This window comes from Streptomyces sp. CA-251247 (assembly GCF_050952975.1).
Classification (GTDB): Bacteria; Actinomycetota; Actinomycetes; order Streptomycetales; family Streptomycetaceae; genus Streptomyces; species Streptomyces achmelvichensis.
Genome location: NZ_CP191861.1, coordinates 4,431,901 through 4,458,189, shown reverse-complemented (window position 1 = coordinate 4,458,189; position 26,289 = coordinate 4,431,901). Strand labels below are relative to the sequence as shown.

The 26,289-nt window shown below is 69.9% G+C and carries 23 protein-coding genes and 1 pseudogene; 12 read left to right on the top strand and 12 right to left on the bottom strand.

All coding sequences use genetic code 11. The features are described 5' to 3' along the window. The first annotated feature begins 99 nt into the window (after nucleotides 1–99). The 5 genes from acs to ACQPWZ_RS19715 all read left to right on the top strand — a co-directional run bounded on the left by acs (nucleotide 100) and on the right by ACQPWZ_RS19715 (nucleotide 5,535). On the top strand, nucleotides 100–2,055 hold the full coding sequence (gene acs, locus ACQPWZ_RS19735) for an acetate--CoA ligase (RefSeq protein WP_340474420.1): 1,956 nt from the start codon (nucleotides 100–102) through the stop codon (nucleotides 2,053–2,055). A gap of 259 nt (nucleotides 2,056–2,314) precedes the next feature. Next, nucleotides 2,315–3,706, top strand: coding sequence for a Na+/H+ antiporter NhaA (gene nhaA, locus ACQPWZ_RS19730; protein WP_433572013.1), 1,392 nt, complete (start codon nucleotides 2,315–2,317; stop codon nucleotides 3,704–3,706). A 33-nt stretch (nucleotides 3,707–3,739) separates the two neighbouring features. Continuing rightward, nucleotides 3,740–4,171: a phage holin family protein gene (locus tag ACQPWZ_RS19725; RefSeq protein ID WP_340474418.1), complete on the top strand. Its 432-nt coding sequence runs from the start codon at nucleotides 3,740–3,742 to the stop codon at nucleotides 4,169–4,171. Between the two features lie 118 nt (nucleotides 4,172–4,289). Further along, nucleotides 4,290–5,219, top strand: a complete 930-nt coding sequence (locus ACQPWZ_RS19720; RefSeq protein WP_340474417.1) for an alpha/beta fold hydrolase — start codon at nucleotides 4,290–4,292, stop codon at nucleotides 5,217–5,219. Between the two features lie 127 nt (nucleotides 5,220–5,346). After that, nucleotides 5,347–5,535, top strand: coding sequence for a hypothetical protein (locus ACQPWZ_RS19715; RefSeq protein ID WP_313945014.1), 189 nt, complete (start codon nucleotides 5,347–5,349; stop codon nucleotides 5,533–5,535). A 132-nt stretch (nucleotides 5,536–5,667) separates the two neighbouring features. On the opposite strand, the gene ACQPWZ_RS19710 is transcribed toward ACQPWZ_RS19715, so the two are convergent. From ACQPWZ_RS19710 to nth, 3 genes are all read right to left on the bottom strand, one after another. Continuing rightward, nucleotides 5,668–6,867, bottom strand: coding sequence for a MarP family serine protease (locus tag ACQPWZ_RS19710; protein WP_340474416.1), 1,200 nt, complete (start codon nucleotides 6,865–6,867; stop codon nucleotides 5,668–5,670). Between the two features lie 67 nt (nucleotides 6,868–6,934). Further along, a complete protein-coding gene (locus ACQPWZ_RS19705; protein ID WP_383231846.1) occupies nucleotides 6,935–7,672 on the bottom strand; it encodes an NUDIX hydrolase in 738 nt (245 codons plus the stop codon). Nucleotides 7,673–7,754: 82 nt separating this feature from the next. Further along, the gene (gene nth / locus ACQPWZ_RS19700; protein ID WP_340474414.1) at nucleotides 7,755–8,573 is read right to left on the bottom strand and encodes an endonuclease III; all 819 of its coding nucleotides are present in this window, start codon (nucleotides 8,571–8,573) and stop codon (nucleotides 7,755–7,757) included. Nucleotides 8,574–8,887: 314 nt separating this feature from the next. Between nth and ACQPWZ_RS19695 the strand changes: the two genes are divergently transcribed. After that, complete coding sequence (locus ACQPWZ_RS19695; RefSeq protein WP_313945018.1) at nucleotides 8,888–9,562, top strand: Crp/Fnr family transcriptional regulator; 675 nt, start codon at nucleotides 8,888–8,890, stop codon at nucleotides 9,560–9,562. A 242-nt stretch (nucleotides 9,563–9,804) separates the two neighbouring features. Here ACQPWZ_RS19695 and ACQPWZ_RS19690 read toward each other — a convergent pair whose 3' ends face one another. The 6 genes from ACQPWZ_RS19690 to ACQPWZ_RS19665 form a co-directional block, all read right to left on the bottom strand. Beyond that, entirely contained in the window at nucleotides 9,805–10,689 is an 885-nt protein-coding gene (locus tag ACQPWZ_RS19690; RefSeq protein ID WP_383246808.1) for a prohibitin family protein, read from the bottom strand. A 119-nt stretch (nucleotides 10,690–10,808) separates the two neighbouring features. After that, complete coding sequence (locus ACQPWZ_RS19685; protein ID WP_340474412.1) at nucleotides 10,809–11,639, bottom strand: MBL fold metallo-hydrolase; 831 nt, start codon at nucleotides 11,637–11,639, stop codon at nucleotides 10,809–10,811. After that, nucleotides 11,636–12,499: an NUDIX hydrolase gene (locus tag ACQPWZ_RS19680; protein ID WP_433572012.1), complete on the bottom strand. Its 864-nt coding sequence runs from the start codon at nucleotides 12,497–12,499 to the stop codon at nucleotides 11,636–11,638. The genes ACQPWZ_RS19685 and ACQPWZ_RS19680 overlap by 4 nt, the downstream gene beginning before the upstream one ends. Nucleotides 12,500–12,592: 93 nt before the next feature. Further along, nucleotides 12,593–15,511 (bottom strand): PQQ-dependent sugar dehydrogenase, encoded by a 2,919-nt coding sequence (locus ACQPWZ_RS19675; RefSeq protein ID WP_433572011.1) that lies wholly within the window; start codon nucleotides 15,509–15,511, stop codon nucleotides 12,593–12,595. A 444-nt stretch (nucleotides 15,512–15,955) separates the two neighbouring features. Further along, nucleotides 15,956–16,426: a RidA family protein gene (locus tag ACQPWZ_RS19670; RefSeq protein ID WP_340474409.1), complete on the bottom strand. Its 471-nt coding sequence runs from the start codon at nucleotides 16,424–16,426 to the stop codon at nucleotides 15,956–15,958. Continuing rightward, nucleotides 16,423–16,584, bottom strand: a complete 162-nt coding sequence (locus ACQPWZ_RS19665) for a DUF4177 domain-containing protein (RefSeq protein ID WP_005314434.1) — start codon at nucleotides 16,582–16,584, stop codon at nucleotides 16,423–16,425. The genes ACQPWZ_RS19670 and ACQPWZ_RS19665 overlap by 4 nt, the downstream gene beginning before the upstream one ends. Before the next feature lie 95 nt (nucleotides 16,585–16,679). Between ACQPWZ_RS19665 and ACQPWZ_RS19660 the strand changes: the two genes are divergently transcribed. Continuing rightward, nucleotides 16,680–17,642, top strand: coding sequence for an ArsA family ATPase (locus tag ACQPWZ_RS19660; RefSeq protein ID WP_340474408.1), 963 nt, complete (start codon nucleotides 16,680–16,682; stop codon nucleotides 17,640–17,642). Beyond that, complete coding sequence (locus tag ACQPWZ_RS19655; RefSeq protein ID WP_433572010.1) at nucleotides 17,639–19,006, top strand: ArsA family ATPase; 1,368 nt, start codon at nucleotides 17,639–17,641, stop codon at nucleotides 19,004–19,006. Before ACQPWZ_RS19660 ends, ACQPWZ_RS19655 begins: the two co-directional genes overlap by 4 nt. A 117-nt stretch (nucleotides 19,007–19,123) precedes the next feature. Here the strand turns inward: ACQPWZ_RS19655 and ACQPWZ_RS19650 are convergent, their stop codons facing one another. Next, nucleotides 19,124–19,468, bottom strand: coding sequence for a WhiB family transcriptional regulator (locus tag ACQPWZ_RS19650; RefSeq protein ID WP_327681873.1), 345 nt, complete (start codon nucleotides 19,466–19,468; stop codon nucleotides 19,124–19,126). A 621-nt stretch (nucleotides 19,469–20,089) separates the two neighbouring features. Between ACQPWZ_RS19650 and ACQPWZ_RS19645 the strand changes: the two genes are divergently transcribed. Next, nucleotides 20,090–22,351 carry a transglycosylase domain-containing protein gene (locus ACQPWZ_RS19645; protein WP_433572009.1) on the top strand — a complete coding sequence of 754 codons (2,262 nt, stop codon included), beginning with the start codon at nucleotides 20,090–20,092 and terminating at the stop codon, nucleotides 22,349–22,351. Nucleotides 22,352–22,431: 80 nt separating this feature from the next. On the opposite strand, the gene ACQPWZ_RS19640 is transcribed toward ACQPWZ_RS19645, so the two are convergent. Together ACQPWZ_RS19640 and ACQPWZ_RS19635 are read right to left on the bottom strand one after the other, a co-directional pair. After that, a complete protein-coding gene (locus ACQPWZ_RS19640; RefSeq protein WP_356703704.1) occupies nucleotides 22,432–22,896 on the bottom strand; it encodes a GatB/YqeY domain-containing protein in 465 nt (154 codons plus the stop codon). A gap of 312 nt (nucleotides 22,897–23,208) precedes the next feature. Beyond that, complete coding sequence (locus ACQPWZ_RS19635; protein WP_433572008.1) at nucleotides 23,209–24,159, bottom strand: NADP-dependent oxidoreductase; 951 nt, start codon at nucleotides 24,157–24,159, stop codon at nucleotides 23,209–23,211. A 70-nt stretch (nucleotides 24,160–24,229) separates the two neighbouring features. Here ACQPWZ_RS19635 and ACQPWZ_RS19630 point away from each other — a divergent pair. From ACQPWZ_RS19630 to ACQPWZ_RS19620, 3 genes and pseudogenes are all read left to right on the top strand, one after another. Further along, nucleotides 24,230–25,203, top strand: a pseudogene (locus ACQPWZ_RS19630) (GlxA family transcriptional regulator). 17 nt (nucleotides 25,204–25,220) lie between these two features. Next, entirely contained in the window at nucleotides 25,221–25,622 is a 402-nt protein-coding gene (locus ACQPWZ_RS19625; RefSeq protein WP_433572007.1) for a thiol-disulfide oxidoreductase DCC family protein, read from the top strand. A gap of 79 nt (nucleotides 25,623–25,701) precedes the next feature. Beyond that, nucleotides 25,702–26,244: a hypothetical protein gene (locus ACQPWZ_RS19620; RefSeq protein WP_433572006.1), complete on the top strand. Its 543-nt coding sequence runs from the start codon at nucleotides 25,702–25,704 to the stop codon at nucleotides 26,242–26,244. Nucleotides 26,245–26,289: the final 45 nt, after the last annotated feature.

The following is a 26,289-nucleotide window of genomic DNA, read 5'->3' as shown; positions in this document are numbered from 1 at the left end:
AACCAATTTCCGGAAGGCCCTTGTCACCCGGCCATCTGGCTGATGAGCTATGGCCTGGGACACATAGGCACATAGGACGCCCTGGGAAAGGGAGATGTCGTGAGCAACGAAAGCCTGGCCAACCTGCTCAAGGAAGAGCGGCGGTTCGCGCCGCCGGCCGAGCTGGCCGCGCACGCCAACGTGACGGCGGAGGCGTACGAGCAGGCCGAGGCGGACAGGCTTGGCTTCTGGGCCGAGCAGGCACGGAGGCTGACTTGGGCCACCGAGCCGACCGAGACCCTCGACTGGAGCAACCCGCCCTTCGCGAAGTGGTTCGCGGACGGCAAGCTCAACGTCGCGTACAACTGCGTGGACCGTCATGTCGAAGCCGGCAACGGCGACCGTGTCGCGCTCCACTTCGAGGGCGAGCCCGGCGACAGCCGTTCCGTCACCTACGCGGAGCTCAAGGACGAGGTCTCGCGCGCCGCGAACGCGCTCACCGAGCTGGGGGTGCAGAAGGGCGACCGCGTCGCCGTCTACCTCCCGATGATCCCCGAGGCCGTCGTGGCCATGCTGGCCTGTGCCCGCATCGGCGCCGCGCACTCGGTGGTCTTCGGCGGTTTCTCCGCCGACGCCGTCGCCTCCCGCATCCAGGACGCGGACGCGAAGCTGGTCATCACCTCCGACGGCGGCTACCGCCGGGGCAAGCCGAGCGCGCTCAAGCCCGCCATCGACGACGCCGTCGCCAGGTGCCCGCAGGTCGAGCATGTGCTGGTGGTGCGACGTACCGGCCAGGACACCGACTTCACCGAGGGCCGGGACGTGTGGTGGCACGACATCGTCGGCCGTCAGTCCGCCGAGCACACCCCGGAGGCGTTCGACGCGGAGCACCCGCTCTTCATCCTCTACACCTCCGGCACGACCGGTAAGCCGAAGGGCATCCTGCACACCTCCGGCGGCTACCTCACCCAGGCCGCGTACACCCACAACGCCGTCTTCGACCTCAAGCCGGAGTCGGACGTCTACTGGTGCACCGCGGACATCGGGTGGGTGACCGGCCACTCGTACATCGTGTACGGGCCGCTGGCCAACGGCGCCACCCAGGTGATGTACGAGGGCACGCCCGACACCCCGCACCAGGGCCGGTTCTGGGAGATCGTGCAGAAGTACGGCGTCACGATCCTCTACACCGCGCCGACCGCGATCCGGACCTTCATGAAGTGGGGCGAGGACATCCCCGCGAAGTTCGACCTGTCCAGCCTGCGTGTCCTCGGATCGGTCGGCGAGCCGATCAACCCGGAGGCATGGATCTGGTACCGGGAGAACATCGGCGCCGGCAAGACCCCCATCGTCGACACCTGGTGGCAGACCGAGACCGGCGCGATGATGATCTCGCCGCTGCCGGGCGTCACCGAGACCAAGCCCGGATCGGCGCAGCGCGCGCTGCCCGGCATCTCCGCGACCGTCGTCGACGACGACGCCAACGAGGTGCCGAACGGCGGTGGCGGCTATCTCGTCCTCACCGAGCCGTGGCCGTCGATGCTGCGCACCATCTGGGGCGACGACCAGCGGTTCATCGACACGTACTGGTCGCGCTTCGAGGGCAAGTACTTCGCCGGTGACGGTGCCAAGAAGGACGACGACGGCGACATCTGGCTGCTCGGCCGGGTGGACGACGTGATGCTGGTGTCCGGCCACAACATCTCGACGACCGAGGTGGAGTCGGCTCTGGTCTCGCACCCGAAGGTCGCCGAGGCGGCGGTCGTGGGCGCGAAGGACGAGACGACCGGGCAGGCGATCGCGGCGTTCGTGATCCTGCGCGGCACGGCGAGTGTGGACGAGGGCCTGGTCAACGAGCTGCGCAACCACGTCGCCTCGGTGCTCGGCCCGATCGCCAAGCCGAAGCGGATCCTGCCGGTGGCGGAGCTGCCGAAGACCCGTTCGGGCAAGATCATGCGCCGGCTGCTGCGCGATGTCGCCGAGAACCGTCAGCTCGGCGATGTCACGACGCTGACCGACTCGTCGGTCATGGATCTGATCCAGACGCAGCTGCCGAGCGCGCCCTCCGAGGACTGATCCACGCACATCCCCTGGCCGCCACGCGCGCCACCGCGCCACACACCACTGAGCGGCGCGGACCGCACCACGACGGGCACCCGGCAACAACACGCCGGGTGCCCGTTCTGCACCTAAAGTGCACTTCACCGGATATCACCCCGGAGCCATATGGGTAAGGTGTTGGGCGCGTCAACGACGCGACAAGAAAGACCCAGGTGCGCCGGGAAGTCTGGTCGGCAAGTGATGAGTCCTGCCCGCCCGACCGGAGGTCCCCCACGTGTCCGCGCCCCGCTCCCGCAAGTTTCTCGGTGTGCTCCCCCTGCCCGAGCGCACCTATGTGGCGGACGCGCTGCGAGCCGAGACCGTCGGCGGCGTGCTGCTCCTGGTCGCCGCCGTCGCCGCGCTGATCTGGGCCAACACACCCATCGGCGACAGCTACGAAGCCGTACGGGACTACCATCTGGGCCCCGCCTCGCTCGGCCTCGATCTCTCCGTCCAGCACTGGGCCGCCGACGGACTTCTCGCGATCTTCTTCTTCGTCGCCGGTATCGAGCTCAAGCGTGAACTCGTGGCCGGCGAACTGCGCGATCCCCGCGCCGCCGCCCTGCCGGTCATCGCCGCGCTGTGCGGAATGGCGGCCCCCGCCGCCGTGTACCTGATCGTGACCACGTCCGCCGGCGGATCCACCGACGGCTGGGCGGTCCCCACCGCCACCGACATCGCGTTCGCGCTCGCCGTCCTCGCGGTCATCGGCACCTCTCTGCCCTCCGCGCTGCGCGCCTTCCTGCTCACACTCGCCGTCGTCGACGACCTGTTCGCCATCCTCATCATCGCGATCTTCTTCACCAGCGATCTCGACTTCGCCGCGCTCGGCGGCGCGGTGCTGGGACTGGCCGTCTTCTGGCTGCTGCTGAAGAAGGGCGTACGGGGCTGGTACGTGTACGTGCCGCTGGCCCTGGTCATCTGGGGGCTGATGTACAACAGCGGCGTCCACGCCACCATCGCCGGTGTGGCGATGGGCCTGATGCTCCGCTGCACCCGGCGCGAGGGGGAGGAGTACTCCCCCGGCGAGCACATCGAGCACATCGTGCGCCCTCTGTCGGCGGGACTCGCCGTGCCGCTGTTCGCGCTGTTCGCCGCCGGCGTGTCGGTCTCCGGCGGCTCCCTCACGGAGGTCTTCACTCGGCCCGAGACCCTCGGTGTCGTGCTCGGACTGGTGGTCGGCAAGTCGCTCGGCATTTTCGGCGGCACCTGGCTCGCGGCCCGTTTCACCCGGGCCGAACTCAACGACGACCTCGCCTGGCCGGACGTCTTCGCGGTGGCCGCACTCGCGGGAATCGGTTTCACCGTCTCGCTGCTGATCGGTGAACTCGCCTTCGCCGATGACCCGGTGCTCGCCGACGAGGTCAAGGCCGCGGTGCTGGTCGGCTCCCTGATCGCCGCCGTCCTGGCCGGAGTACTGCTCAAACTGCGGGTACGCAGATACCAGGAGCTGTGCGAGGAGGAGGAGCGTGACGAGGACCACGACGGCATCCCCGACATCTACGAACAGGACAATCCGGCATACCACTTGCGCATGGCCGAGATCTACGAGAAGAAGGCCGCCGAACACCGTCGTCGCGCCGAAGCGGCGGGGGTGTCGCGCGGTGACGGCGACAGTCCGGCATGATCTGTGTCGGACCACAGGAGAGAGGGAGCAGCGATGAGCGACCCCGGCAGCAGTGCCGAGCGCAGTCTCGGCCAGCTGGTCGCCTCGGCGACCGCCGAGATGTCCGCGCTGGTGCACGACGAGATCGCCCTGGCCAAGGCGGAACTGAGGCAGGACGTCAAGCGAGGTGCGGTCGGCGGCGCGGCCATCAGTGTGGCGGGCGTCTTCGCCCTCTTCTCGCTGCCGGTCTTCAGCTTCGCGGCCGCGTACGGGATCCACAACTGGGGTCTCGGCCTTGCCTGGTGCTTCCTGATCGTGGGCGGAGCGTTCCTGCTGCTCGCGGGGATTTTGGCGCTCCTGGCCGTCACCAAGTTCAAGAAGGTCAAGCCGCCGGAGAAGTCGATCGCCTCGGCCAAGCAGACGGCGGCCGTACTCCAGAGCGTCAAGCCGCATCCGCGCGTGTCGCGGGACCAGATCTCCGCCTGATCCGGGCCGTCGCGGGACCGCTCAGCACGGGTCCCGCGGCGGAGCGCGCCGTCGCGGGCGCCGCTCCCGGGGAGGGCATGGCGAACGGGCCGTACCCGGGTATGGGACGCTCGTCTGCATGACGGCCCCTGACACCGGTACGGGCAGCCCCGTACGCATCGACGGTCCCTGGACCCATCGCGACGTGGCAGCCAATGGTGCGCGCTTCCACATCGCCGAGGTCGGCGACGGGCCGCTGGTGATGTTCCTGCACGGCTTTCCGCAGTTCTGGTGGACGTGGCGGCACCAGATGACGGCGCTCGCGGACGCGGGGTACCGGGCCGTGGCCATGGATCTTCGGGGCGTGGGAGGCAGCGACCGTACGCCGCGGGGTTACGACCCCGCGAACCTCGCGCTCGACATCACCGGGGTGGTGCGTTCCCTCGGCGAGCCGGACGCGGCACTGGTCGGGCACGATCTCGGCGGGTACCTCGCGTGGACCGCCGCGGTGATGCGGCCCAAGCTGGTGCGCAGGCTCGCCGTCTCCTCGATGCCCCATCCGCGCCGGTGGCGTTCGGCCATGCTCTCCGACTTCTCGCAGAGCCGGGCCGGCTCCTATGTCTGGGGGTTCCAGCGGCCGTGGCTGCCGGAGCGTCAGCTCGTCGCGGACGACGCGGCCTTGGTGGGCAAGCTGATCCAGGAGTGGTCCGGCCCGCAGCCTCCCGACGCGGACACGCTCGACGTGTACCGGCGGGCGATGAGCATTCCGTCGACGGCGCACTGCGCGGTCGAGCCGTACCGGTGGATGGTGCGCTCGCTCGCACGGCCCGACGGGATCCAGTTCAACCGCCGGATGAAGCGGCCGGTCCGGGTGCCGACCCTGCATCTGCACGGCTCCCTGGACCCGGTGATGCGCACACGCAGCGCGGCGGGCTCGGGTCAGTACGTCGAAGCTCCGTACCGCTGGCGGCTGTTCGACGGCCTCGGCCACTTTCCTCACGAGGAGGACCCGGTGGCCTTCTCCTCCGAACTCATCAACTGGCTGAAGGACCCCGAGCCCGACCGGTAGCCCGCCGGCGCCCAACCTCGCGCTTGCCGGAACGCTTGTCTGACGAACAGCCAAATGCCTGGCGCATAGGCCAATTGGCCGCTCCTGACACGGTTACCGACCATGGGGCACGGGCAGACGTCCCGGTATGGGCTGGACGCACGACTACGGTGACGCAGCACGCAACCGTCGCTCGGCCAATGGGCCGAACATTCATGACAGGGGTGGCCTGCAAGCTCAGGGCCATGATCACGCGGTACAAGGGATCGGGATTCCCCGCATCCTCAGGCGCCGCGCACGCTGGATGTCCGCCCGGCTGCGGCATACCCGCGGCTGACGCCGGCTCCACCGACATCGCACCACCAACACCGCTCCGCCGGCACCGCCCGCGGCTACGGGCGCTTGCGGCTCTCAGCCACAGCGCCCCGCTGCGACAGGTGCTCGCAGCTCGCTGCCATACCGCCTGCCGCTACAGCGCGCAGTTCTGGCTGTCGACCTGCTGGTTGGCGGCCAGGCCGGCCCTGACGTCCGCGGCGATCTCGTCCACGGTCAGGGCGTATCCGGTGTTCGGGTCGTCCAGCGACCTGGCGAAGATGACGCCGGACACCTTGCCCTCGGGCGTGAGCAGCGGTCCGCCCGAGTTGCCCTGGCGGACGGTGGTGAACAGCGAGTACACATCGCGGTGCACCGTGCCGCGCCGGTAGATGTCGGGGCCGTTGGCGTTGATCCGGCCGCGGACACGGGCCGAGCGGACGTCGTACGCACCGTTCTCGGGGAAGCCGGCGACGATCGCACTGTCCCCGCTGCGCGCGTCGGCATCGGCGAACTGCAGCGGCTTGGCCTTCAGATCGGGCACGTCCAGGACCGCGATGTCGCGCTCCCAGTCGTAGAGCACGACGCGCGCGTCGTAGAGCCGGCCCTCGCCGCCTATCTGCACGGTCGGCTCGTCCACGCCGCCGACGACATGGGCGTTGGTCATGACCCGCCGCTGGCCGAAGACGAAGCCCGTGCCTTCGAGCACCTTGCCGCAGCTCTGTGCCGTACCGACGACCTTGACGATGGAGCGCTGGGCGCGTGCGGCGACCGGGCTGCCCGCGAGCGCCGGGTCCGGCGGACGGACCTCGGTGATGGGCTCGTTGGCGAACGGGCTGAAGACCTGCGGGAAGCCGTTCTGAGCGAGGACGGAGGAGAAGTCCGTGAACCAGGTGGAGGCCTGCGTCGGCATCACGCGGGACACGCCGAGCAGCACCTTGGAGCTGCGGACTTCCTTGCCGAGTGTGGGCAGGGAGGTCCCGGCGAGCGCGGAACCGATCAGCCAGGCGACCAGCAGCATCGCGACCACGTTGACCAGCGCGCCGCCGGTGGCGTCCAGGGCCCGGGCGGGCGACCAGGTGATGTACCGGCGCAGCTTGTTGCCGAGGTGGGTGGTGAAGGCCTGACCGACCGAGGCGCAGACGATCACGATGATGATCGCGACGATCGCGGCGGTGGTGGACACCTCGGAGTCGTTCGTCAGCTCACCCCAGATCACGGGCAGCAGATACACCGCCACGAGTCCGCCTCCGAGGAAGCCGATCACGGACAGGATGCCGACGACGAAGCCCTGGCGATACCCGACGATTGCGAACCATACGGCGGCGACCAGCAACAAGATGTCGAGCACGTTCACCGTCATTAGCCTCGCATTTTCGTCGCCGGGTGGTCCGTCCCGGCACTGATGTCCCAGGGTCAGCCTGTCATGAGCGCCAGTCCAGAGGGACCTGCTTCCCGCGGTCCCACGGTCGTTCCCAGCCCGCGAAGTGCAGGATGCGGTCGATCACGCCGGCCGTGAAACCCCAGACCAGGGCCCCTTCGACCAGGAATGCCGGACCTCGGTGCCCGCTGGGGTGCATCGTCGTCACGCGGTTGGCCGGATCCGTGAGATCCGCCACCGGCACGGTGAAGACGCGGGCCGTCTCCGCGGGGTCGACCGCGCCGACGGGGCTCGGGGTGCGCCACCAGCCCAGTACGGGTGTGACGACGAAACTGCTCACCGGGATGTAGAGCCTCGGCAGCACGCCGAAGATCTGGACACCCGACGGGTCGAGCCCGGTCTCCTCCTCGGCCTCGCGCAGGGCCGCCCACAGCGGGCCGGTGGTCGCCGGGTCGCCGTCCGCCGGATCCAGGGCGCCGCCCGGGAAGGAGGGCTGTCCCGCGTGCGAGCGCAGGCTGCCCGCCCGCTCCATCAGCAGCAGCTCGGGGCCCGCCGGGCCCTCGCCGAAGAGGATGAGGACGGCGGACTGCCGCCCGCTGCCGCTCTCGGGCGGCAGAAACCTGCTGAGCTGCTCGGGCTGGACGGTCTCGGCGGCGCGCACGACGGGGTCCAGCCACTCCGGCAGGCCGTCGCTGGTGACGGTCACATCGCCGCCGGACACATCGCTCTCGTACACGTCCTGGCCCCGGGTCCTGTCGTACGTCTCTTCTCCTGTGCGCATCCGCCGCACCCCCTCGCTCACAACGCGCCGGGGCGCTCGGATCGTTCCGCCGGGTGCCCGGCGCAGCGGACGGGCGGTGGCGTCACCCGCTCGCCCCCAGCGGCGGGGCCGGCTTGCCCGGGTAGTCGGGCGGCGGGCTCAGCCGCTGGCCGGGCTGACCGCCCATCTCGTACTTCAGAAGCTTCTTCGCCTTCTCCGGATCGGTCTCACCCTCCCCGTACGACGGGCACAGATGGGCGATCGGGCAGGCACCGCAGGCCGGCTTGCGGGAGTGGCAGATACGGCGGCCGTGGAAGATCACCCGGTGCGAGAGCATGGTCCACTCGGACTTCGGGAAGATCTCGGCGATCTCCGCCTCGACCTTCTCCGGGTCCTCCTGCTCGGTCCACTTCCAGCGGCGCACGAGCCGGCCGAAATGGGTGTCGACGGTGATGCCGGGGACGCCGAAGGCATTGCCCAGGACCACGAACGCGGTCTTGCGGCCGACGCCGGGGAGGCTGACCAGATCCTTGAGGTTGCCCGGGACCTCTCCGCCGAAGTTGTCCCGGAGCGCCACGGACAGGCCCAGCAGGGCCTTGGTCTTGGCCCGGAAGAAGCCGGTGGGACGGAGGATCTCCTCCAGCGCCTCCGGCTCGGCCGCCGCCACGTCCTCGGGGGTCGGGTACTTCGCGAAGAGCGCGGGCGTCGTCTGGTTCACCCGCAGGTCCGTCGTCTGCGCGGACAGGACCGTGGCGACCAGCAGTTCGAAGGGATTGCGGAAGTCCAGCTCCGGATGGGCGTACGGATAGACGTCGGCCAGCTCACGGTTGATCCGGCGCGCGCGGCGGACCATGGCCAGCCGCGATTCCGGTTTGGGCGGCTTTACGGCTTTCCGGGTGCCGCCCGGCGACTGTTCGCCCACAGCGGAATTTTGCTTTCCGGACACTCTTCAAGCCCCCTTGGCCTGCGCTCTCACCGGCGAATTGGACACCCGGCCAGCCTACGGGCCGCCACTGACATCCGCCCCGCTCCCCGGTAATCAGACCCAATCGGGCCCCTGCCGCACGAACAGACGCTCCAGTGCGTCAAACTTGTTGTGACTGATCGCACGAATATTTACTTGCCAGGGGCCGGTCGCGACGACGCCGTCGTACGCGGGTGTCCCCCGGGTAGGTGGAGTGCGGTCCGGCATCATGGGGGCCACGGTCCCTGAGCAGGTCGACAAGGAGAGAACTCGTGGACGACGTTCTGCGGCGCGCCCCGCTCTTCGCGGCGCTCGATGACGAGCAGGCCGCGGAGCTCCGCGCCTCGATGAGTGAGGTGACGCTCGCCCGGAGCGACGCCCTCTTCCACGAGGGCGACCCCGGCGACCGCCTGTACGTGGTCACCGAGGGAAAGGTCAAGCTCCACCGCACATCCCCCGACGGCCGCGAGAACATGCTCGCCGTCCTCGGCCCGGGCGAGCTCATCGGCGAGCTGTCGCTGTTCGACCCGGGACCGCGCACCGCGACCGCCAGCGCGCTGACCGAGGTGAAGCTCCTCGGCCTCGGCCACGGCGATCTCCAGCCCTGGCTGAACGTCCGGCCGGAGGTGGCCACCGCGCTGCTGCGCGCCGTGGCCCGCCGGCTGCGCAAGACCAACGACCAGATGTCCGACCTCGTCTTCTCCGACGTGCCCGGTCGCGTGGCCCGCGCGCTCCTCGACCTGTCGCGCCGCTTCGGTGTGCAGTCGGAGGAGGGCATCCACGTCGTCCACGACCTGACCCAGGAAGAGCTGGCCCAGCTGGTCGGCGCCTCCCGCGAGACGGTGAACAAGGCGCTGGCCGACTTCGCGCAGCGCGGCTGGCTGCGCCTCGAGGCCCGCGCGGTGATCCTGCTGGATGTGGAGCGGCTCGCCAAGCGCTCGCGCTGACGCCGGCGGGAACGCGAAGACGCGAACACGCGGATTCGCAGCACAGGCACACAGCAGTCGAAGGGCCGCCCCCGCACGATGCGGGGGCGGCCCTTCGCGTACGTCGGTCGTGAACGCTGCGGTTCGTCGCTCCGAAGACGATGCGGTTCGACGGCTCCGCGCGCACAGGGTGGCGGCCCTGCGCGTACGCCGCCCGCCGACGAACCGGGGGCGGCCCTGCATGTCCGCCGCCCCCGCACTCGTCAGTTCTTCGTGCCGTCCACGATCAGCGGGTTGCCCGTCCCACCGCCGCACGGCACGGCGTACACCGGGTGCTTGGCCGCCGCGTCCTTGAACGCGTCGATGCACTGGTTCATCAGGACCTTGTCGCTGAGCGAGTTGTTGAGGATCTTGTTGGCCCGGGCGATGCCCTCGGCCTCGATCCTGCGGCGCTCGGACTCCGCCTTCGCCGTACGGGCCGCCTCGGTGGCCCGCTCGGTGGCCTGCTGCTGCTGGATCTTGCGGTCGATCTGGTCCTGAAGCCGGTCGGACGGCTTCACATTGCGCAGATTGACCGTGGTGACGTCGATGCCGCGCGGGGCAAGTCGCTCCTTGATCAGGTCGCCGATCTCGGTGTTGATCTGCTCGCGGGCCGAGGTGTAGCCCTCCTCGCTGGTGTGCCGGGCGAAGACATTGCGGATGATCTCCCGGCTGTCCGGGAAGACCAGCCGCTGCTGGATGGCGTCCTCGCTGCCGGCCAGCCGGTACAGCTCGACGGCCTTGGCCGGGGTCACCGCCCACTTCACGGTGAGCTCCACGTACATGACGCCGCCCTGCGAGGACCGCACCTCAACGACGTCCTTGTCGGAGAGATTGAGGTCGACGGGACGGGTCGAGAACGTGGTGACGTTGGTGAACGGCGAGGTGATGTTCACTCCCGGTGTCATCGGCGAACCGACCTTGCCGAAGGTGACCGGGACGCCCACCTCGTAGGCGCTGACGATGTGCACGCAGCTCGCTGTGCCGGCGAACAGGCCGGCCAGCAGCGCACCCAGCGCGCCGAGCCGGAGCCCGGTGCGGTCCTGGCTGCGGCCGACGAAGAACAGGACGGCGGCAGCGATGACGAGCAGCACGAAGAGCACGAACACGTCGGTTCCCCCCAGGAACGGATGTCAGAAGTAGGCGGAGCGTAAGACACAGGTCAACGCCTCCGACGCCTGGGGGCACGTCGGCGGTTTCCGTTCAGGGGCGCGAGTGCCCCGGGCCGTCAGATCAGGCCGTGTTCGCGCAGGTACTCCATCTGCGCGCGCACCGACAGCTCGGCCGCCGGCCACAGGGACCGGTCGACGTCCGCGTACACATGCGCCACCACCTCGGCGGGGGTGCGGTGGCCGTTCTCGACCGCCGTCTCCACCTGGGCGAGCCGGTTGGCGCGGTGGGCGAGATAGAACTCGACCACGCCCTGGGCGTCCTCCAACACCGGACCGTGGCCCGGCAGGACGGTGTGCACCCCGTCGTCGACGGTCAGCGAACGCAGCCGGCGCAGCGAGTCGAGATAGTCGCCGAGCCGTCCGTCGGGGTGGGCCACCACCGTCGTGCCCCGCCCGAGGACCGTGTCCCCGGTCAGCACGGCCTGGTCGGCCGGCAGATGGAAGCAGAGCGAGTCCGCGGTGTGCCCGGGGGCGGCGACGACCAGCATCTCCAGGCCGCCGACGCGGATGACGTTCCCCGGCGTCAGGCCCTCGTCGCCGAGCCGCAGCGCCGGGTCGAGCGCCCGCACCTTCGTGCCCGTGAGCTCGGCGAAGCGCCCGGCCCCCTCGGCGTGGTCGGGGTGGCCATGGGTGAGGAGAGTCAGTGCGATCCGCTTGCCGGCCTTCTCCGCGGTGTCGACGACATGCCTCAGGTGGCTGTCGTCGAGCGGCCCGGGGTCGATGACGACCGCGAGTTCGGAGTCCGGCTCGGAGACGATCCAGGTGTTGGTGCCGTCGAGCGTCATCGCGGAGGCGTTGGGCGCGAGGACGTTGACGGCCCGTGCGGTGGCGGGCCCGGAGAGCACACCGCCGCGGGGCTGCCCGGGCAGCGCGGCAGCGTCGGTCATCGAGGGCCCCCGGGGGTGATGCGCTTGGTGAACTCGCCGTGGCCGGGCCAGCTCAGCACCAGCTCGCCGTCCACCAGCTCGGCCGTCGCGAGGACGGGCGTCATGTCCTGCTGCCGGGCCGCCGCGAGGGCCTCGGCGGCGCTGCCGCACGGCTCCAGGGCACGCAGGGTCGACACGGTCGGCGGCATCATCAGCAGCTCGCCGCGGTCGTAGCCCGCGGCTGCCTCGGCGGGCCGGATCCACACCGTGCGGTCCGCCTCCGTCGACGCGTTCCGGGTCCGCTGCCCCTCGGGAAGGGCGGCCACGAAGAACCAGGTGTCGTAGCGGCGCGGCTCGAACTCCGGAGTGATCCAGCGCGCCCACGCGGCCAGCAGGTCGGAGCGCAGCACCAGGCCGCGCCGGTCCAGGAAGTCCGCGAAGGACAGCTCACGGTCGACCAGCGCCTGCCGGTCGGCCTCCCAGTCGTCGCCCGTGGTGTCGCTGACGACGGTGTCCGGGGTGGGGCCGGCGAGCAGCACGCCCGCCTCCTCGTACGTCTCCCTGACCGCCGCGCACACGACGGCCTGCGCGGACGCCTCGTCGAGTCCGAGCCGGTCGGCCCAGTCCCGCAGCGAGGGCCCCGTCCAGCGGACCGGCCGGGAGTCGCGTGCGTCGACACCGCCACCCGGATAGGCGTACGCGCCGCCGGCGAAGGCCATGGAGACGCGCCGGCGCAACATGTGCACGGCAGGGCCCTCCGCCCCGTCGCGCAGCAGCATGACGGTCGCGGCCCGCTTCGGCGGCACGACGGTGAGCTCACCGCTCGCGAGCGCGCGAATGCGGTCCGGCCACTCCGGCGGGTACCACTGACCATTGGACATGGGCGGATGCTATGCGTTCGCGCGCGGATGTTCGAGGGGCGGCCGGTGATCACCGGCCGCCCCTCGCCCCCCGTCCGCCGGTGTCCGGGTTGTCTAGGTTCCGGCGTTCGAGTTGCCGCGCAGCTTCACGTTCGCCGTGCCGGCGTTCTTGATCGCCGTTTCGATCTGGGCCATCGACGAGCCGGAGGTGAGTCCCGGCACGGTCACCGTGTTCACCGCGTACAGCGTGAAGGTGTACGGATGGGTGGAGCCGCCGGGGCAGGGGCCGAAGTACTTCTGCGCGTTGGCGCCGCTGCCCATGGCTTTCTGTTTCGCGCCGTCCTGGCCGGGAACGGTGAAGCCCGATCCCAGCCCTTCGGGCAGGGACAGCTTCGCCGCCGGGATGTCCCAGATCGCCCAGTGCAGCTTGTTGCCGCTGTTCGCGACGTCCGCGAACACGACGGCATAGCTTCTGGCCGCGGTCGCGCCCGCGCCCCAGGCCAGCGGCGGCGACGGGTCCTGGCCCGCCGCTCCGTCACCGGCGCAGGTGAATCTGGCCGGAATGGTCGCGTTGTCGTTGAACGCGCCGCTGGTCAGCTTGAACTCACCGGGCTGCGGCCCGCCCGAGTACACGATGTCGATCAGCAGGATCCGGTCGTTGTTGCTCGTGCCGTCCTTGTCGGTCGACGTGGTGAGCCAGATGTCGCCGTCGTGGTCGACCTCGACCGTGCGCAGCCGGTTGTAGGTGCTCTGGAAGTACGTCTTCTGCTCGACCAGGTTGGACGAGGCGTCGATCCGCAGCCGGTAGACGCGCTGCCCGACGGTCGTGGCGACGAAGACGTGGTCGTTGATGATCGTCAGCCCGCTGGGAGACGCCTGGTTGGTCGGCCAGGTCTTCTTGGGGGCGATGAAGCCGGAGCAGCTGCCGCTCGTGCCCTCGCAGTTGGGCCAGCCGTAGTTGCCGCCCCGCTGGATGAGGTTGACCTCGTCCATGACGCTGTTGCCGAACTCGGCCTGCCACAGACGGCCCTGGGAGTCGAAGTCCAGGCCCTGCGGGTTGCGGTGGCCCATAGACCAGACGGCGTTGCCGAAGGGGTTGTCCGACGGGATGCTGCCGTCCTGATTGATGCGCAGGATCTTGCCGTTGAGCGAGTTCTTGTCCTGCGCCCGGCTGCTGCTCTGGGCGTCGCCCATGGACGCGTAGAGCTTGCCGTCGGGGCCGAAACGCAGCCGACCGCCGTTGTGGAAACGGCTCTCCTCCATGCCGTCGAGCAGCACGGTGTAGCCGCTGAGCGCGTTGTTCTCGAGCTTCATGCGCGCGATGCGGTTGCCGTCCGTCGAGGTGTGCAGGAAGTACACGAAGTGGTCGGTCGCGAAGGTCGGGCTGACCTCGACGCCCATCAGGCCGCCCTCGCCGCCCGTGGTCTGCGAGTTGGGGACCTTGCCGAGCAGGGTCTTCTGGCCCGACTTGGTGAGCCGGTGGACGTTGAAGGTGTTGCGCTCGGTGAAGATGCCCGCGCCGTCCGGCAGGAACGCGACGCCCCAGGCCACGTCCACGCCCGAGGCGAGGGTGGAGACGGCGCCCGGGTCGGGGGTGCCGCCGGGCTGGTTGCCGGAGGTGGTGACGGTGATCTCGGGACCGAACGCGGACTTGTTGCCCTTGAGGTCGAAGGCCCTGACCTTGAACCGGTACGCGGTATTGGCGGCCAGGCCGGCGACGGTGGTCGAGGTGGAGTCGGCGGTGCCGGCGAGCGCGCCGTCGCGGTGGATCTCGTACCCGGTGACCTTCACATTGTCCGTGGAGGCGTTCCAGGCGAGGTCGACGCTGGTCGCTGTCCTGCCGGTGGAGCGCAGGTTGCCGGGGACGCTGGGTGCCTCGTCGTCCGGGGGTGCGGGCAGTGTGGCGATGGTGACGGCGTTGCTGGCGACCGAGACGTTCGCGGCGGCGTCCCGGGCGAAGACGGTCCAGTCGTACGTGGTCTCCGGGTCGAGACCGTCCACGGTGGCGGCCAGGGTGTTCCCGTCCACCTGCTTCATCAGCTGGCCGTGCTGGTAGATGTCGTAGCCCACGACGCCGACGTTGTCGGTGGCCGCGTTCCAGGCGAGCGAGACGGTGGAGGCCGTGGGCTCCTTGTCCTTGCGCAGATCACCGGGCGCACTCGGCTTCTCGGTGTCGGCGGGGCCGCTCGCGGTGACGGTGAGCTTGTCCAGGTTGGGCCCGTCGCCGGCGGCGGTGGTGGCGCGGATCGTGTTGCTGCCCGCCTTGAGGTTCGCGGTGGCGGTCGCCGTCTTCCAGGTGGTCCAGGCGCCGGTGCCGGGGAAGGCGAGGTTGTCGGCGACCGAGGTGCCGTTGACCGTGATGTCGAGGGGCCGGTCGGCCGCGGTGCCGTTGGCGTAGCGGAAGTCGAGGCGGGTGGCGGATGCCTGCGCCGAGGCGACGGTGAACTCGACGTACGCGCCCGTCACGGCCTGGTAGTTGACGAAGCCGGTGCCGGAATGGCCGGCGTGGTTGGACTCGACGGCACCCTGGGAGATCGTCCCGGCCTCCGCCTCGTAGTCCGTGCCGGCGGGGCCGTCGGCCGGTGTGACGTCGATGTAGTCGAGGTTCGGGCCGCCCTCGGGCGCGGTGGCCGTGGCCCGGAGGGTGTTGACGCCCGCCTTCAGGGTCACCGTGGTGGTCACGGCGGACCAGGTGGTCCACGCGCCGGTGGGCTGGAAGGCGAGGCCGGTGGGGGCGGCGCCGTTGACGGAGACGTCCAGCGGGCGGTTGCCGGTCGTGCCGTTCGCGAAGCCGAGTGCCAGGGTGGCGTTCCCGGCGGCGGGGGCGTTCACCCTGAACTCCACATAGCCGCCGGCGACGTTGGTGTAGTTGACGAAGCCGGTGCCGGAGTGCCCGGCGTGGTTGGACTCGGCCAGGCCCTGCGAGACGGTCGCGGACTCGGCCTCGTACCGGACGGGGTCGGCCTTGACGGTCCCTGGCCGCGCCGCGGAGCCGGTCACGGGCTGGGCGGTGCTCGGGGTCGGCAGGGCCACGGTTAACGCTGCTGTGGCCGCGGCCACGAGGACGCCGATCGCTCTGCGCGAGCGGCGGCGGGGGGTTGGTGCCACGGATCCCTCCCACGTTCAGATCGTTAGGAAACGTTCCTAACCGTGGACAGATCACACCCGTCGACGCGTTCACGTCAAGAGCAGTGCAAGCGTTTACCACGCATGAGTCAGGCCCCGGCCCGCCGACGGATCGGCAGGCGCGGGGCCATCTGCGCGCTGACCGGCGGTTCAGTCCCCGAGGGGGCCGCCGGTACGCGGGGGACGTACGGGAAGAGGAGGCGTACGGAAACGGGAGGCGCGCGCCGGAGCGTGCAGCCTGCGGGAGCGTGAAGCGCCCGGGACTTCACCCGGGCGGCAGGTGCCGGCTCCCCGGCCTCAGCTCCCGGACCTCGGCTGCCGGCGTCAGCTCCCGGACCTCGGCTGCCGGCGTCAGCTCTGGAGAAGCTCCACCTGGAGCTCGACCTCGACCGGCGCGTCCAGCGGCAGCACCGCGACACCCACCGCGCTGCGCGCGTGCACGCCCTTGTCGCCGAACACCTCGCCCAGCAGCTCGCTCGCGCCGTTCAGCACGGCGGGCTGGCCGGTGAAGTCCGCGGCGGAGGCCACGAAGCCAACCACCTTCACCACGCGGGCGACCCGGTCCAGATCGCCGACGACGGACTTCACGGCCGCCAGGGCGTTCAGGGCACAGGTGCGGGCGAGCTGCTTGGCCTCCTCGGGGGTGACCTCACCGCCCACCTTGCCGGTGACCGGGAGCTTGCCCTCGACCATCGGCAGCTGGCCGGCGGTGTAGACGTACGCACCCGTGATCACCGCCGGCTGGTAGGCGGCCAGCGGCGGCACGACGTCCGGGAGCGTCAGGCCGAGCTCCGCCAGGCGCGCCTCGACGACGCCCGTCATGAGCTCTTCTCCCGCTTCAGGTACGCCACGAGCTGCTCGGGGTTGTTCGGCCCGGGAACGACCTGGACGAGCTCCCACCCGTCCTCGCCCCAGGTGTCCAGAATCTGCTTGGTCGCGTGCACGAGAAGGGGCACGGTCGCGTATTCCCACTTGGTCATGGGCCGACTGTAGCCGCACCCGCCCCTCGTCCCGTGACGCAGGCCGCACACCGCCTCGTGCGTAGCCCGGGGCCTTACTGGTTAGGCTCGAATACGTGAGCAGGCTCCAGGTCGTCAGCGGCAAGGGCGGTACCGGTAAGACGACGGTCGCCGCCGCCCTCGCGCTCGCCCTCGCGACGGAGGGGAAGCGGACCCTCCTCGTCGAGGTGGAGGGCAGGCAGGGCATCGCGCAACTTTTCGAGACGGAGGCGCTTCCGTACGAGGAACGGAAGATCGCCGTCGCATCCGGCGGCGGGGAGGTGTACGCCCTGGCCATCGATGCCGAGCGCGCCCTCCTCGACTACCTCCAGATGTTCTACAAACTCGGCAGCGCCGGCCGCGCCCTCAAAAAGCTCGGCGCGATCGACTTCGCGACCACCATCGCGCCCGGCGTGCGGGACGTCCTGCTGACCGGCAAGGCCTGCGAGGCCGTGCGCCGCAGGACGAAGCAGGGTGACTACACCTATGACTACGTAGTGATGGACGCCCCGCCCACCGGACGCATCACCCGCTTCCTCAATGTGAACGACGAGGTGGCCGGCCTGGCGAAGTTCGGCCCGATACACAATCAGGCCCAGGCCGTCATGCGGGTGCTGAAGTCCCCCGAGACGGCGGTCCACCTGGTGACCCTGCTCGAGGAGATGCCCGTCCAGGAGACCGCGGACGGTGTCGCCGAGCTGCGCGCCGCCGAGCTCCCCGTCGGCCGGGTGATCGTGAACATGGTGCGCCCGCACCTCCTCGACGAGGAAGCGGTCCGCCACGCGGCGGACGACCGTCGCGCGGAGATCGCCAGGACCCTCACGGCGGCCGGCGTGAGCGGCGGTACGAAGCTCGTCACCCCCCTGCTGGAACAGGCGGCCGACCACGCGCAGCGTGTCGAGCTGGAGCGCGAACAGCGGTCCCTGCTGAGCGGCCTGGGGCTGCCCTCGTACGAACTGCCCCTGCTCAGCGAGGGGGTCGACCTCGCCGGGCTCTACCGACTGTCGAAGGAACTGCGGAAGCAAGGGACCGGCTCATGACCCTGGACGCGTCGGCGCCTCTCGAAGTCGACCCGCTCATCGACGATCCGGCCACCCGCATCATCGTGTGCTGCGGCTCGGGCGGTGTCGGCAAGACGACCACCGCAGCGGCCCTCGGCGTACGCGCCGCGGAGCGCGGCCGCCGGGTCGTCGTCCTCACCATCGACCCTGCGCGCAGGCTCGCCCAGTCCATGGGCATCGACTCCCTGGACAACGTGCCGCGCCGGGTGAAGGGCATCGACGACAGCGCCGGCGGCGAACTGCACGCCATGATGCTCGACATGAAGCGGACCTTCGACGAGATCGTCGAGGCACACGCGGACTCCGAGCGCGCCCGGGCCATCCTGGAGAACCCCTTCTACCAGTCCCTGTCGGCCGGTTTCGCCGGTACGCAGGAGTACATGGCGATGGAGAAGCTGGGGCAGCTGCGCGCCCGCGAGGACTGGGACCTCATCGTCGTCGACACCCCGCCCTCCCGCTCGGCGCTCGACTTCCTGGACGCGCCGAAGCGGCTCGGGTCGTTCCTGGACGGCAAGTTCATCAAGCTGCTGATGGCTCCGGCGAAGATGGGCGGCCGGGCGGGGATGAAGTTCCTCAATGTCGGCATGTCGATGATGACCGGGACGCTGGGCAAGCTGCTGGGGGGTCAGCTGCTGCGCGACGTCCAGACGTTCGTGGCCGCGATGGACACGATGTTCGGCGGTTTCCGCACCCGGGCCGATGCCACCTACCGGCTCCTCCAGGCGCCCGGGACCGCCTTCCTCGTGGTGGCCGCGCCCGAGCGCGACGCCCTGCGTGAGGCCGCGTATTTCGTGGAGCGGCTGGCCGCGGAGGAGATGCCACTGGCCGGTCTGGTCCTCAACCGGGTCCACGAGAGCGGCGCCGCCCGGCTGTCGGCCGAGCGGGCGCTTGCCGCCGCAGAAAATCTTGACGAGGGCCGCATTGTGGATCAAACGTCCGGGAAGACTGGTGTTCGTGACGCCACGGGCGCCTCTCCCGAATCCCCGTCCGTGGACCACTCTCCCGAGAATCGCGACCCTGCGGAGCACACCGAACCGACGGATCACGCCGGCGCCACGGACGGTGCCGACCCCGCAGAACAGTCCGGATCCGCGGACCGCACCGGCTCCACCGGTTCAACCGAGCACACCACCGAACAACTGACAGCCGGACTGCTGCGCCTGCATGCCGAACGCATGCAGGTCCTCGCGCGTGAACAGCGAACGCGCGACCGCTTCACAGCACTCCACCCCGAGGTGGCGGTGACCCAGGTCGCCGCCCTGCCCGGCGATGTCCACGACCTCGCAGGACTGCGGGCCATCGGCGACCGGCTCGCGACCGGAGGTACGGCCGGAGCTCGGTGAACGGCAGCGGGCGTCCCGCCGCCGCGGTGGCTGTCCCACCTCGGCTGTCTCCGCGGTGGCTGTCCCACCTCGGCACATCCGACTGCGGCTGTCCCGCCGCGGTCATCCCACCGGCGGTTATCCCGCCGCCGCGTACGTCTCGTACGTCTCGTCGTCGTCGAGGCCCACGGGCAGAATGCCCGCGCTGCGCTCGTACTCGGTGCGAGCGGTCTCGAGCAGTCTGCGCCAGGACGTGACCGTTGGTCGTCGGCGCAGCAGTGCACGCCGCTCCCGTTCGGTCATTCCGCCCCACACACCGAACTCCACGCGGTTGTCGAGCGCATCGGCCAGGCACTCGGTCCGCACCGGACATCCGGTGCACACCGCCTTGGCCCTGTTCTGCGCTGCCCCTTGTACAAACAGTTCATCCGGATCGGTAGTGCGGCAGGCTGCCTGCGCACTCCAGTCGGTTACCCAGCCCATGCCGGCGCCGTCCTCTCCCGAATCGAGGCTCCCCCACGGCGGCAGCGGCATATTCACCGCTGCCAGTTGAGGACGTTACGGAAGGTGGGCACAGCGCAACACCCCCTTCGGGCCCAATCTTGAATGGCCCGAACGGACTATGCGTACGCGGCAGATCACCCAGGGGAGTGAGCTGGGGGCATACGTGATCATCCCGGGCAAACCGGGGTATTCCGGGGGAGTCACAACGGGCGCCGAATGACGCATGAGGTGGAATCGGACACGGACTAACAGATTCCGGTACTGCGGGATTCCGAGGAGGACTTGATGCGAAACCACACTGCTGTGACAGTTGAGAGCAGCTTAGGCCAAGGCCTGTCCGCGTGTCCGGCGAATGACGACGTAGGCAGCGCCGGTGGCTGTGCCGTCACGTTCCCCGGGGTCCCTGCGTTCACCACGCGGTCGTAGAGCCGGCCGTGATGAGCCCGGCAGCGGTCGAGCCGGACGATCATGCGGTCGACGAGGCTGCGCCGGGGCGGCCGCGTGCCGTTCCCTTACGTGGATGTCACGGTCTGGTACGCGTACGCCCCGGGAACCCCCTGCTCCTACGGAACACCCGTACCAACGGATTAGGCTGCCCTCATGCCAAAGAAGCGCTCGGGCGGAGGTCTGACCGGGACCCAGCAGGCCGCCAAGTTCCTCGGTGTCAGTGTGCTCGCGGGAGCCGTGCTGGCGGGCATCGCCCTGCCCGCCGCCGGAGCGCTGGGACTTGCGGCCAAGGGAACGGTCAAGGGATTCGACGAGATCCCCGCCAATCTGAAGACGCCCCCGCTCAGCCAGCGCACCACGATCCTGGACGCGAAGGGCGGCCAGATCGCCACGGTGTACTCGCGCGACCGCACGGTCGTGTCGCTCAAGGACATCTCGCCGTACATGCAGAAGGCGATCGTCGCCATCGAGGACTCGCGCTTCTACGAGCACGGCGCGGTCGACCTCAAGGGTGTCCTGCGCGCGCTCAACCGCAACGCCCAGTCCGGCGGGGTCGCCCAGGGCGCTTCGACGCTGACCCAGCAGTACGTGAAGAACGTCTTCGTGGAGGAGGCCGGTGACGACCCCGACAAGGTCGCCCAGGCCACCCAGCAGACGATCGGCCGCAAGATCCAGGAACTGAAGTACGCGATCCAGGTCGAGGAAGAGCTCGGCAAGAAGAAGATCCTGGAGAACTACCTCAACATCACCTTCTTCGGTCAGCAGGCGTACGGCATCGAGGCCGCCTCGCAGCGCTACTTCTCCAAGCAGGCCAAGGACCTGAAGCTGGAGGAGGCGGCGATGCTCGCGGGCATCGTGCAGTCCCCCAGCCGCTACGACCCGGTCAACGACACGGAAGAGGCGACGAAGCGCCGCAACACCGTGCTCCAGCGCATGGCCGAGGTGCGCGACATCTCGCAGACCGAGGCGGACCGGGCGAAGGCCGCCCCCGTCAAGCTCAAGGTCAGCAAGCCGAAGAACGGCTGCATCACCGCGGTCAGCGGCGCCGGCTTCTTCTGCGACTACGTGCGCGAGGTCTTCCTGTCCGACCCGGTCTTCGGCAAGACCAAGGAAGCACGCGCCAAGGTCTGGAACCAGGGCGGCCTCACCATCAGGACGACCCTGGACCCGCGCGCCCAGGAGTCGACGCAGGAGTCGATCAAGGACCACGTCTACCAGACGGACGACGTCGCCACCGCGGTGACGCTGGTCCAGCCGGGGACGGGCAAGATCCAGGCGATGGGCCAGTCGCGGCCGTACGGCTTCGGCAAGCACGAGACGCAGATCAACTACTCGGTCAACCAGAAGATGGGCGGCTCGAACTTCGGCTTCCCGGTCGGTTCGACCTTCAAGCCGTTCGTGGCGGCCGCGGCCATAGAGCAGGGCAAGCCGCCGACGCAGTCGTACCCGGCGCCGTACAAGATGCCGTACCCCGACTCCATCCCCACGTGCACCGACAAGCCGTGGCGGAACCAGGGCTTCAACCTGGAGAACGAGAACGAGTCCGAGGTCGGCCCGTACGCCCTCAAGGACGCGATGGCGAAGTCGGTCAACACCTACTTCGTGCAGATGATCGGGGACATCGGGCTCTGCCCCGTCGTGGAGATGACCGACAAGCTCGGTGTCGTCCAGGGCAACGGAGCGAAACTGCCGGTCTCGCCGTCGCCGCTCACCCTGGGCTCGACCGGTATCTCCCCGCTGGTGATGGCGAGCGCGTACGCGACCTTCGCCAACCGCGGCACGTACTGCACACCGACCGCGATCGAGTCGATCCGCACGGCCGACAACAAGAGCCTGGAGGTGCCCAAGAGCACCTGTGAGAAGGCGATGACCGAGCGGACGGCCGACACGATCAACGAGCTGCTGCGCGGTGTGATCGACTCCGGTACGGGCCAGGAGGCCGGCCTGCAGAGCCGCGACAACGCGGGCAAGACCGGTACGACGGACGAGCGGCGGAACGCCTGGTTCGTCGGCTACACGCCGAACCTCTCGGGAGCCGTCTGGGTCGGCAGCCCCAGCCAGCAGGTGAAGATGGAGAACATCCGCATCGGCGGCACCAGGTACGGCAAGGTCTTCGGCGGTCAGGTCCCCGGACCGATCTGGCGGGACGCGATGACGGGTGCGCTGGACGGGCAGGAAGCACCGCCGTTCAACAGAGTGCCGATCCCGGACGCTCCGAAGGCGCCGGAGAAGCCGGGCAAGCCGAACGACAACAAGCCCGGCGACCACCGCGGCCAGGGGAACGGCGGCAACGGGAACGGCGGCCAGGAAGATCCCTTCCCCGGTATCTCCATCCCGCCGGACCTGATCGGCGGCGGCAACAACCGCGGTCAGAGCAACGGCGGCAACGGGAACGGCGGCGGCGGCTTCCCGTAGAGGTCGCCCGCATCACCGCACGATGGGAGAGGGGCCCGGCGCATGCGCCGGGCCCCTCCTCCTTGTCCGCCTCCGGTGCCTCAGCCCGCGAGCAGCTGCTTCACCACGGCGGCGACCCGGCCGCCCTCGGCGCGGCCCGCCACCTTCGGGTTCACGATCTTCATGACGGCGCCCATCGCACGAGGCCCCTCGGCCCCTGCGGCCTTCGCCTCGTCGACGGCCTGCGACACGATCTGCGCGAGCTCGTCGTCGCTCAGCTGCTTCGGCAGGTAGGCGTCGAGAAGAACACCCTCCGCCTTCTCCCGCTCGGCCTGCTCGGCACGGCCACCCTGCGCGAAGGCGTCGGCGGCCTCGCGGCGCTTCTTCGCCTCCTTGGCGATCACCTTCTGCACCTCGTCGTCGGAGAGTTCACGGGCGGTCTTGCCCGAAACCTCCTCCTTGGTGATGGCGGAGAGGGTCAGCCGGAGAGTGGAGGAGCGCAGTTCGTCGCGCGCCCGGATCGCCGCGGTGAGGTCTTCCTTCAGCTTGGACTTGAGCGTGGTCATAACGTCTTCATAGCCTTTTCTCATGGACCCGGTCAACGCAGATTCGCAGGTCAGCACTGACTCGGAACGGCTCCGCAGGCTGGCCCGAAGCGCCGGGGGCACAGCGGTACAAGCGCAGTCGTACCGACTGAACACGGCCATCATCCCCCGGGGGACCCGGGACGAGGCCCGCAAGCGGCGGGGCCACCGCCCGGCGTCGGGCCGAGGCCGGTTCGCGCCCCACCCGTCCGCCGACGGCCGGCCGAACTCCCGGCCGCTGTACCGAGCGCGTTGCGAGGCGAAACGACCAGTCGGCTGAGACGACACGACCGGCTAGGACCGCACCGTCAGCACCAGCTTTCCCGTGACCCGGCCCGTCTCGCCCTCCGCGTGCGCCTTCGCTGCCTCGGCCAGCGGGTACGTGGTGGCGACGTGCGGGCGCAGCTGCCCGGACTCCACCAGCGCCGCGACGCCCGTCATGCCCGTGTGGTCGTATTCGACCTGCATGGCCGTGGCGCGCACCCCCAACTCGGCCGCGCGCACCTCCACCTGCGCGAACTCCAGGGGCAGGATCGAGACCAGCAGGCCGCCCGGCCTCAGGGTCTCGAGCGAGCGCAGCCGGTCCTCGCCGAGGAACGGGTCGAGGACCACGTCCATGTCGCGCGCCTTGGCCACGAAGTCCTGGGTGCGGTAGTCGATGACCTCATCGGCACCCAGGCTCGACACCAGGTCGTGCTTGGCGGCGGACGCCGTGCCGATGACGTACGCACCGCGTGCCTTGGCGATCTGCACGGCGAGATGCCCCACGCCGCCGGCCGCCGCGTGCACCAGTACCCGCTGCCCCGGCCGCACGTCGGCCGTGTCGACGAGCACCTGCCAGGCGGTCATCGACGCCAACGGCAGCGCGGCCGCCTCGACATGGCTCAGCGTGGACGGCTTGGGGACGAAGGCACGGGCCGGAGCGGTCACGTACTCGGCGTGCGCGCCGTGCCCGTTCGGGTAGGGCAGCATCCCGAACACCTCGTCGCCCGGCTGATGCAGCGTGACGCCTGCGCCGATCGCCTCGACCACGCCGGACACGTCCCAGCCCAGCGTGAACGGCGGCTCGCCGAAGCGCATCATTCCCGCGCGGTGCTTCCAGTCGGTGGGGTTCAGCCCCGCGGCGTGGACGGCGACGAGGATCTCGTTGCCTATGGGCTCGGGCCGCTCGACCTCTCGTTCCTCGAGGACCTCAGGTCCGCCGTAGGTGTTCTGGCCGAGGGCACGCATCGTGTTCTTGTTCATGGCACCAGCCTGTGGCCCCGCCCCAGACCTCACCATCGGCAGAAACGTCAATAGGCGATAGAATTCTGCCATGGTCCATCCACAGCCGCACAGAGTCGCCGTCCTCGCGCTGGACGGCGCCTATCCCTTCGAACTGGGGATTCCTGCACGCGTCCTGGGCGCAGCCGACGACCGGTACGAGGTCGTCGTGTGTTCCTGCGACGGCGGCCCGGTCGAGACCAACGCCGGCTTCTCCGTCGTCCCGCAGCACGGTCCTGAGGCCCTCGCATCGGCAGACACGGTGATCATCGCCCCGCTCGAGAAGGCACGGCTCACCCGCGAGCTGCCCGCAGCCGTTGCCGCCGCCCTCGCCCGGATCCGCCCCGGCACCCGGATCGCCTCCATCTGCAGCGGAGGCTTCATCCTGGCCGCGGCCGGCCTGCTCGACGGGCGGGTGGCCACCAACCACTGGGAGAGCGCGGAGCTGTTCCGCCGCTGGTATCCGCACATCCGCCTCGACGAAGGCGTGCTCTTCGTCGACGACGGCGACGTGCTCACCTCCGCCGGCGCCGCGTCCGGGGTGGACCTGTGCCTCCACCTGATCCGCAACGACCACGGCTCGCACCTGGCCAACCACGCCGCACGGCGTTGCGTGGTGGCGCCCTTCCGCGAGGGCGGACAGGCCCAGTACATCGAACGCCCCATCCCCGACGATCCGGCCGAGTCCACCTCCGCCACCCGCCAGTGGGCCCTTGAGCAGCTCGGCGACAAGCTCACCGTGGAACAGATGGCCGAGCGCTCCCACATGAGCGTGCGTACGTTCGTCCGCCGCTTCCGTGCCGAGACGGGCATGCCCCCGGCCAGTGGCTGACCAAACAGCGCCTCGCACGCGCCAGGAGCCTGCTGGAATCGACCGATCTGACCGTTGATCAGGTCGCGTTCGAGATCGGCTTCGCCACCGCCGCCTCACTGCGCCAGCACCTGAACGCCGAGCTGGGCGTCTCCCCCCTGGCCTATCGCCGCACCTTCCGGGCCGCCGATTCCCCTGCGGGCGTGGCGCTGTGACGGGGCAGGACGGAGCCATGCGGACAGGGCCTGTACTGGTCTACGACGGCGACTGCGCCTTCTGTACAAGCTCCGTGGCCTTCATCGAACGCCGTGTGCGGCCCCGCTGCACGATCACCCCGTGGCAGTTCGCGGATCTGCGCTCCCTCGGCACCACGCAGCGGCGCGCCGAGCACGAGCTGCTGTGGATCACGCCGACCGGCGCCGCGTACGGCGGCAGTCAGGCTGTGGCCAAGCTCCTGCTGAGAGCAGGCAAGGGGTGGGCCGTCCTGGGTGCCCTCCTCACCCTGCCCCCTCTGCGCTGGATCGCTCGCGGCGTCTACCGGGCCGTTGCCGACAACCGCGACCGCATGCCGGGCGGAACACCGGCCTGCGCCCTTCCGGCGAACCGCCGGCCGGGGCAGCAGCCTTCCGACTGACAGGCGCCGCCCCGCCTTGCACCTACCGCACGTACTCGGTCCTCTCTCCTCATGAGCGGCCCTCCGATAGCGTTTCGCCATGTCCGCGTTCATACAGCAACTCCCCGCCCTGATCGGCGTGGTGGTCGGTGCCCTGGGCTCGTACCTGGCCATCACACGGGGGGATCAGGCCCGCTTCCGTCGCGAGCAGGAGGCCCGCTGGGAGGAACGGCGGCTGGAGACCTACGCCGAGTACGCCAGGTCGCTGAAGAAGTCGGTGACCCTGACGTACCGGATCGCCGCCCACCTCGGGAACGATCCCCACCCGCACCCCCTGTCACCCGATGAAGCGGCGCCCCACCTGGCAGCGGCGAACGACGGCCGGGACCCGGCCGGGGAGGCCCTGCTGATGCTCGGCACCCGGGACGTGGTGGACAGGGCGCGGGTGTGGGTCGTCACCGTTTTGGAGATGGAGCAGTTCCTGCGCGAGCGGACCCATGACCCGCAGGCGTGGTCGGTCCTGCTGGAGAAGCAGCGGACGGCGCGCGAGGGGTACTACGCGGCGGTCCGGCGGGATCTCGCGCTTCCGCCGGGTCACTCGGGGCAGTGGCAGCTGGCGCCGCCGCCGCGGTCGTCGTCGTAGCGGGTTCGTCGTGGGACGGGTGCGCCGCAGTGCGGGTTCTTCGCC

Bases quoted from the DNA above. Each gene is read 5' to 3' on its own strand.
- ACQPWZ_RS19725 (WP_340474418.1), top strand. From the start codon at position 3,740: ATGAGCGACCCCGGCAGCAGTGCCGAGCGCAGTCTCGGCCAGCTGGTC.
- ACQPWZ_RS19655 (WP_433572010.1), top strand. From the start codon at position 17,639: ATGACCCTGGACGCGTCGGCGCCTCTCGAAGTCGACCCGCTCATCGAC.
- ACQPWZ_RS19625 (WP_433572007.1), top strand. From the start codon at position 25,221: ATGCGGACAGGGCCTGTACTGGTCTACGACGGCGACTGCGCCTTCTGT.
- ACQPWZ_RS19665 (WP_005314434.1), bottom strand. From the start codon at position 16,584: ATGACCAAGTGGGAATACGCGACCGTGCCCCTTCTCGTGCACGCGACC.
- ACQPWZ_RS19680 (WP_433572012.1), bottom strand. From the start codon at position 12,499: ATGTCCAATGGTCAGTGGTACCCGCCGGAGTGGCCGGACCGCATTCGC.
- ACQPWZ_RS19670 (WP_340474409.1), bottom strand. From the start codon at position 16,426: ATGACGGGCGTCGTCGAGGCGCGCCTGGCGGAGCTCGGCCTGACGCTC.
- ACQPWZ_RS19715 (WP_313945014.1), top strand. From the start codon at position 5,347: ATGGGCTGGACGCACGACTACGGTGACGCAGCACGCAACCGTCGCTCG.
- ACQPWZ_RS19620 (WP_433572006.1), top strand. From the start codon at position 25,702: ATGTCCGCGTTCATACAGCAACTCCCCGCCCTGATCGGCGTGGTGGTC.
- ACQPWZ_RS19705 (WP_383231846.1), bottom strand. From the start codon at position 7,672: ATGCGCACAGGAGAAGAGACGTACGACAGGACCCGGGGCCAGGACGTG.
- ACQPWZ_RS19720 (WP_340474417.1), top strand. From the start codon at position 4,290: ATGACGGCCCCTGACACCGGTACGGGCAGCCCCGTACGCATCGACGGT.
- ACQPWZ_RS19685 (WP_340474412.1), bottom strand. From the start codon at position 11,639: ATGACCGACGCTGCCGCGCTGCCCGGGCAGCCCCGCGGCGGTGTGCTC.
- ACQPWZ_RS19650 (WP_327681873.1), bottom strand. From the start codon at position 19,468: ATGGGCTGGGTAACCGACTGGAGTGCGCAGGCAGCCTGCCGCACTACC.
- ACQPWZ_RS19645 (WP_433572009.1), top strand. From the start codon at position 20,090: ATGCCAAAGAAGCGCTCGGGCGGAGGTCTGACCGGGACCCAGCAGGCC.
- ACQPWZ_RS19635 (WP_433572008.1), bottom strand. From the start codon at position 24,159: ATGAACAAGAACACGATGCGTGCCCTCGGCCAGAACACCTACGGCGGA.
- ACQPWZ_RS19640 (WP_356703704.1), bottom strand. From the start codon at position 22,896: ATGACCACGCTCAAGTCCAAGCTGAAGGAAGACCTCACCGCGGCGATC.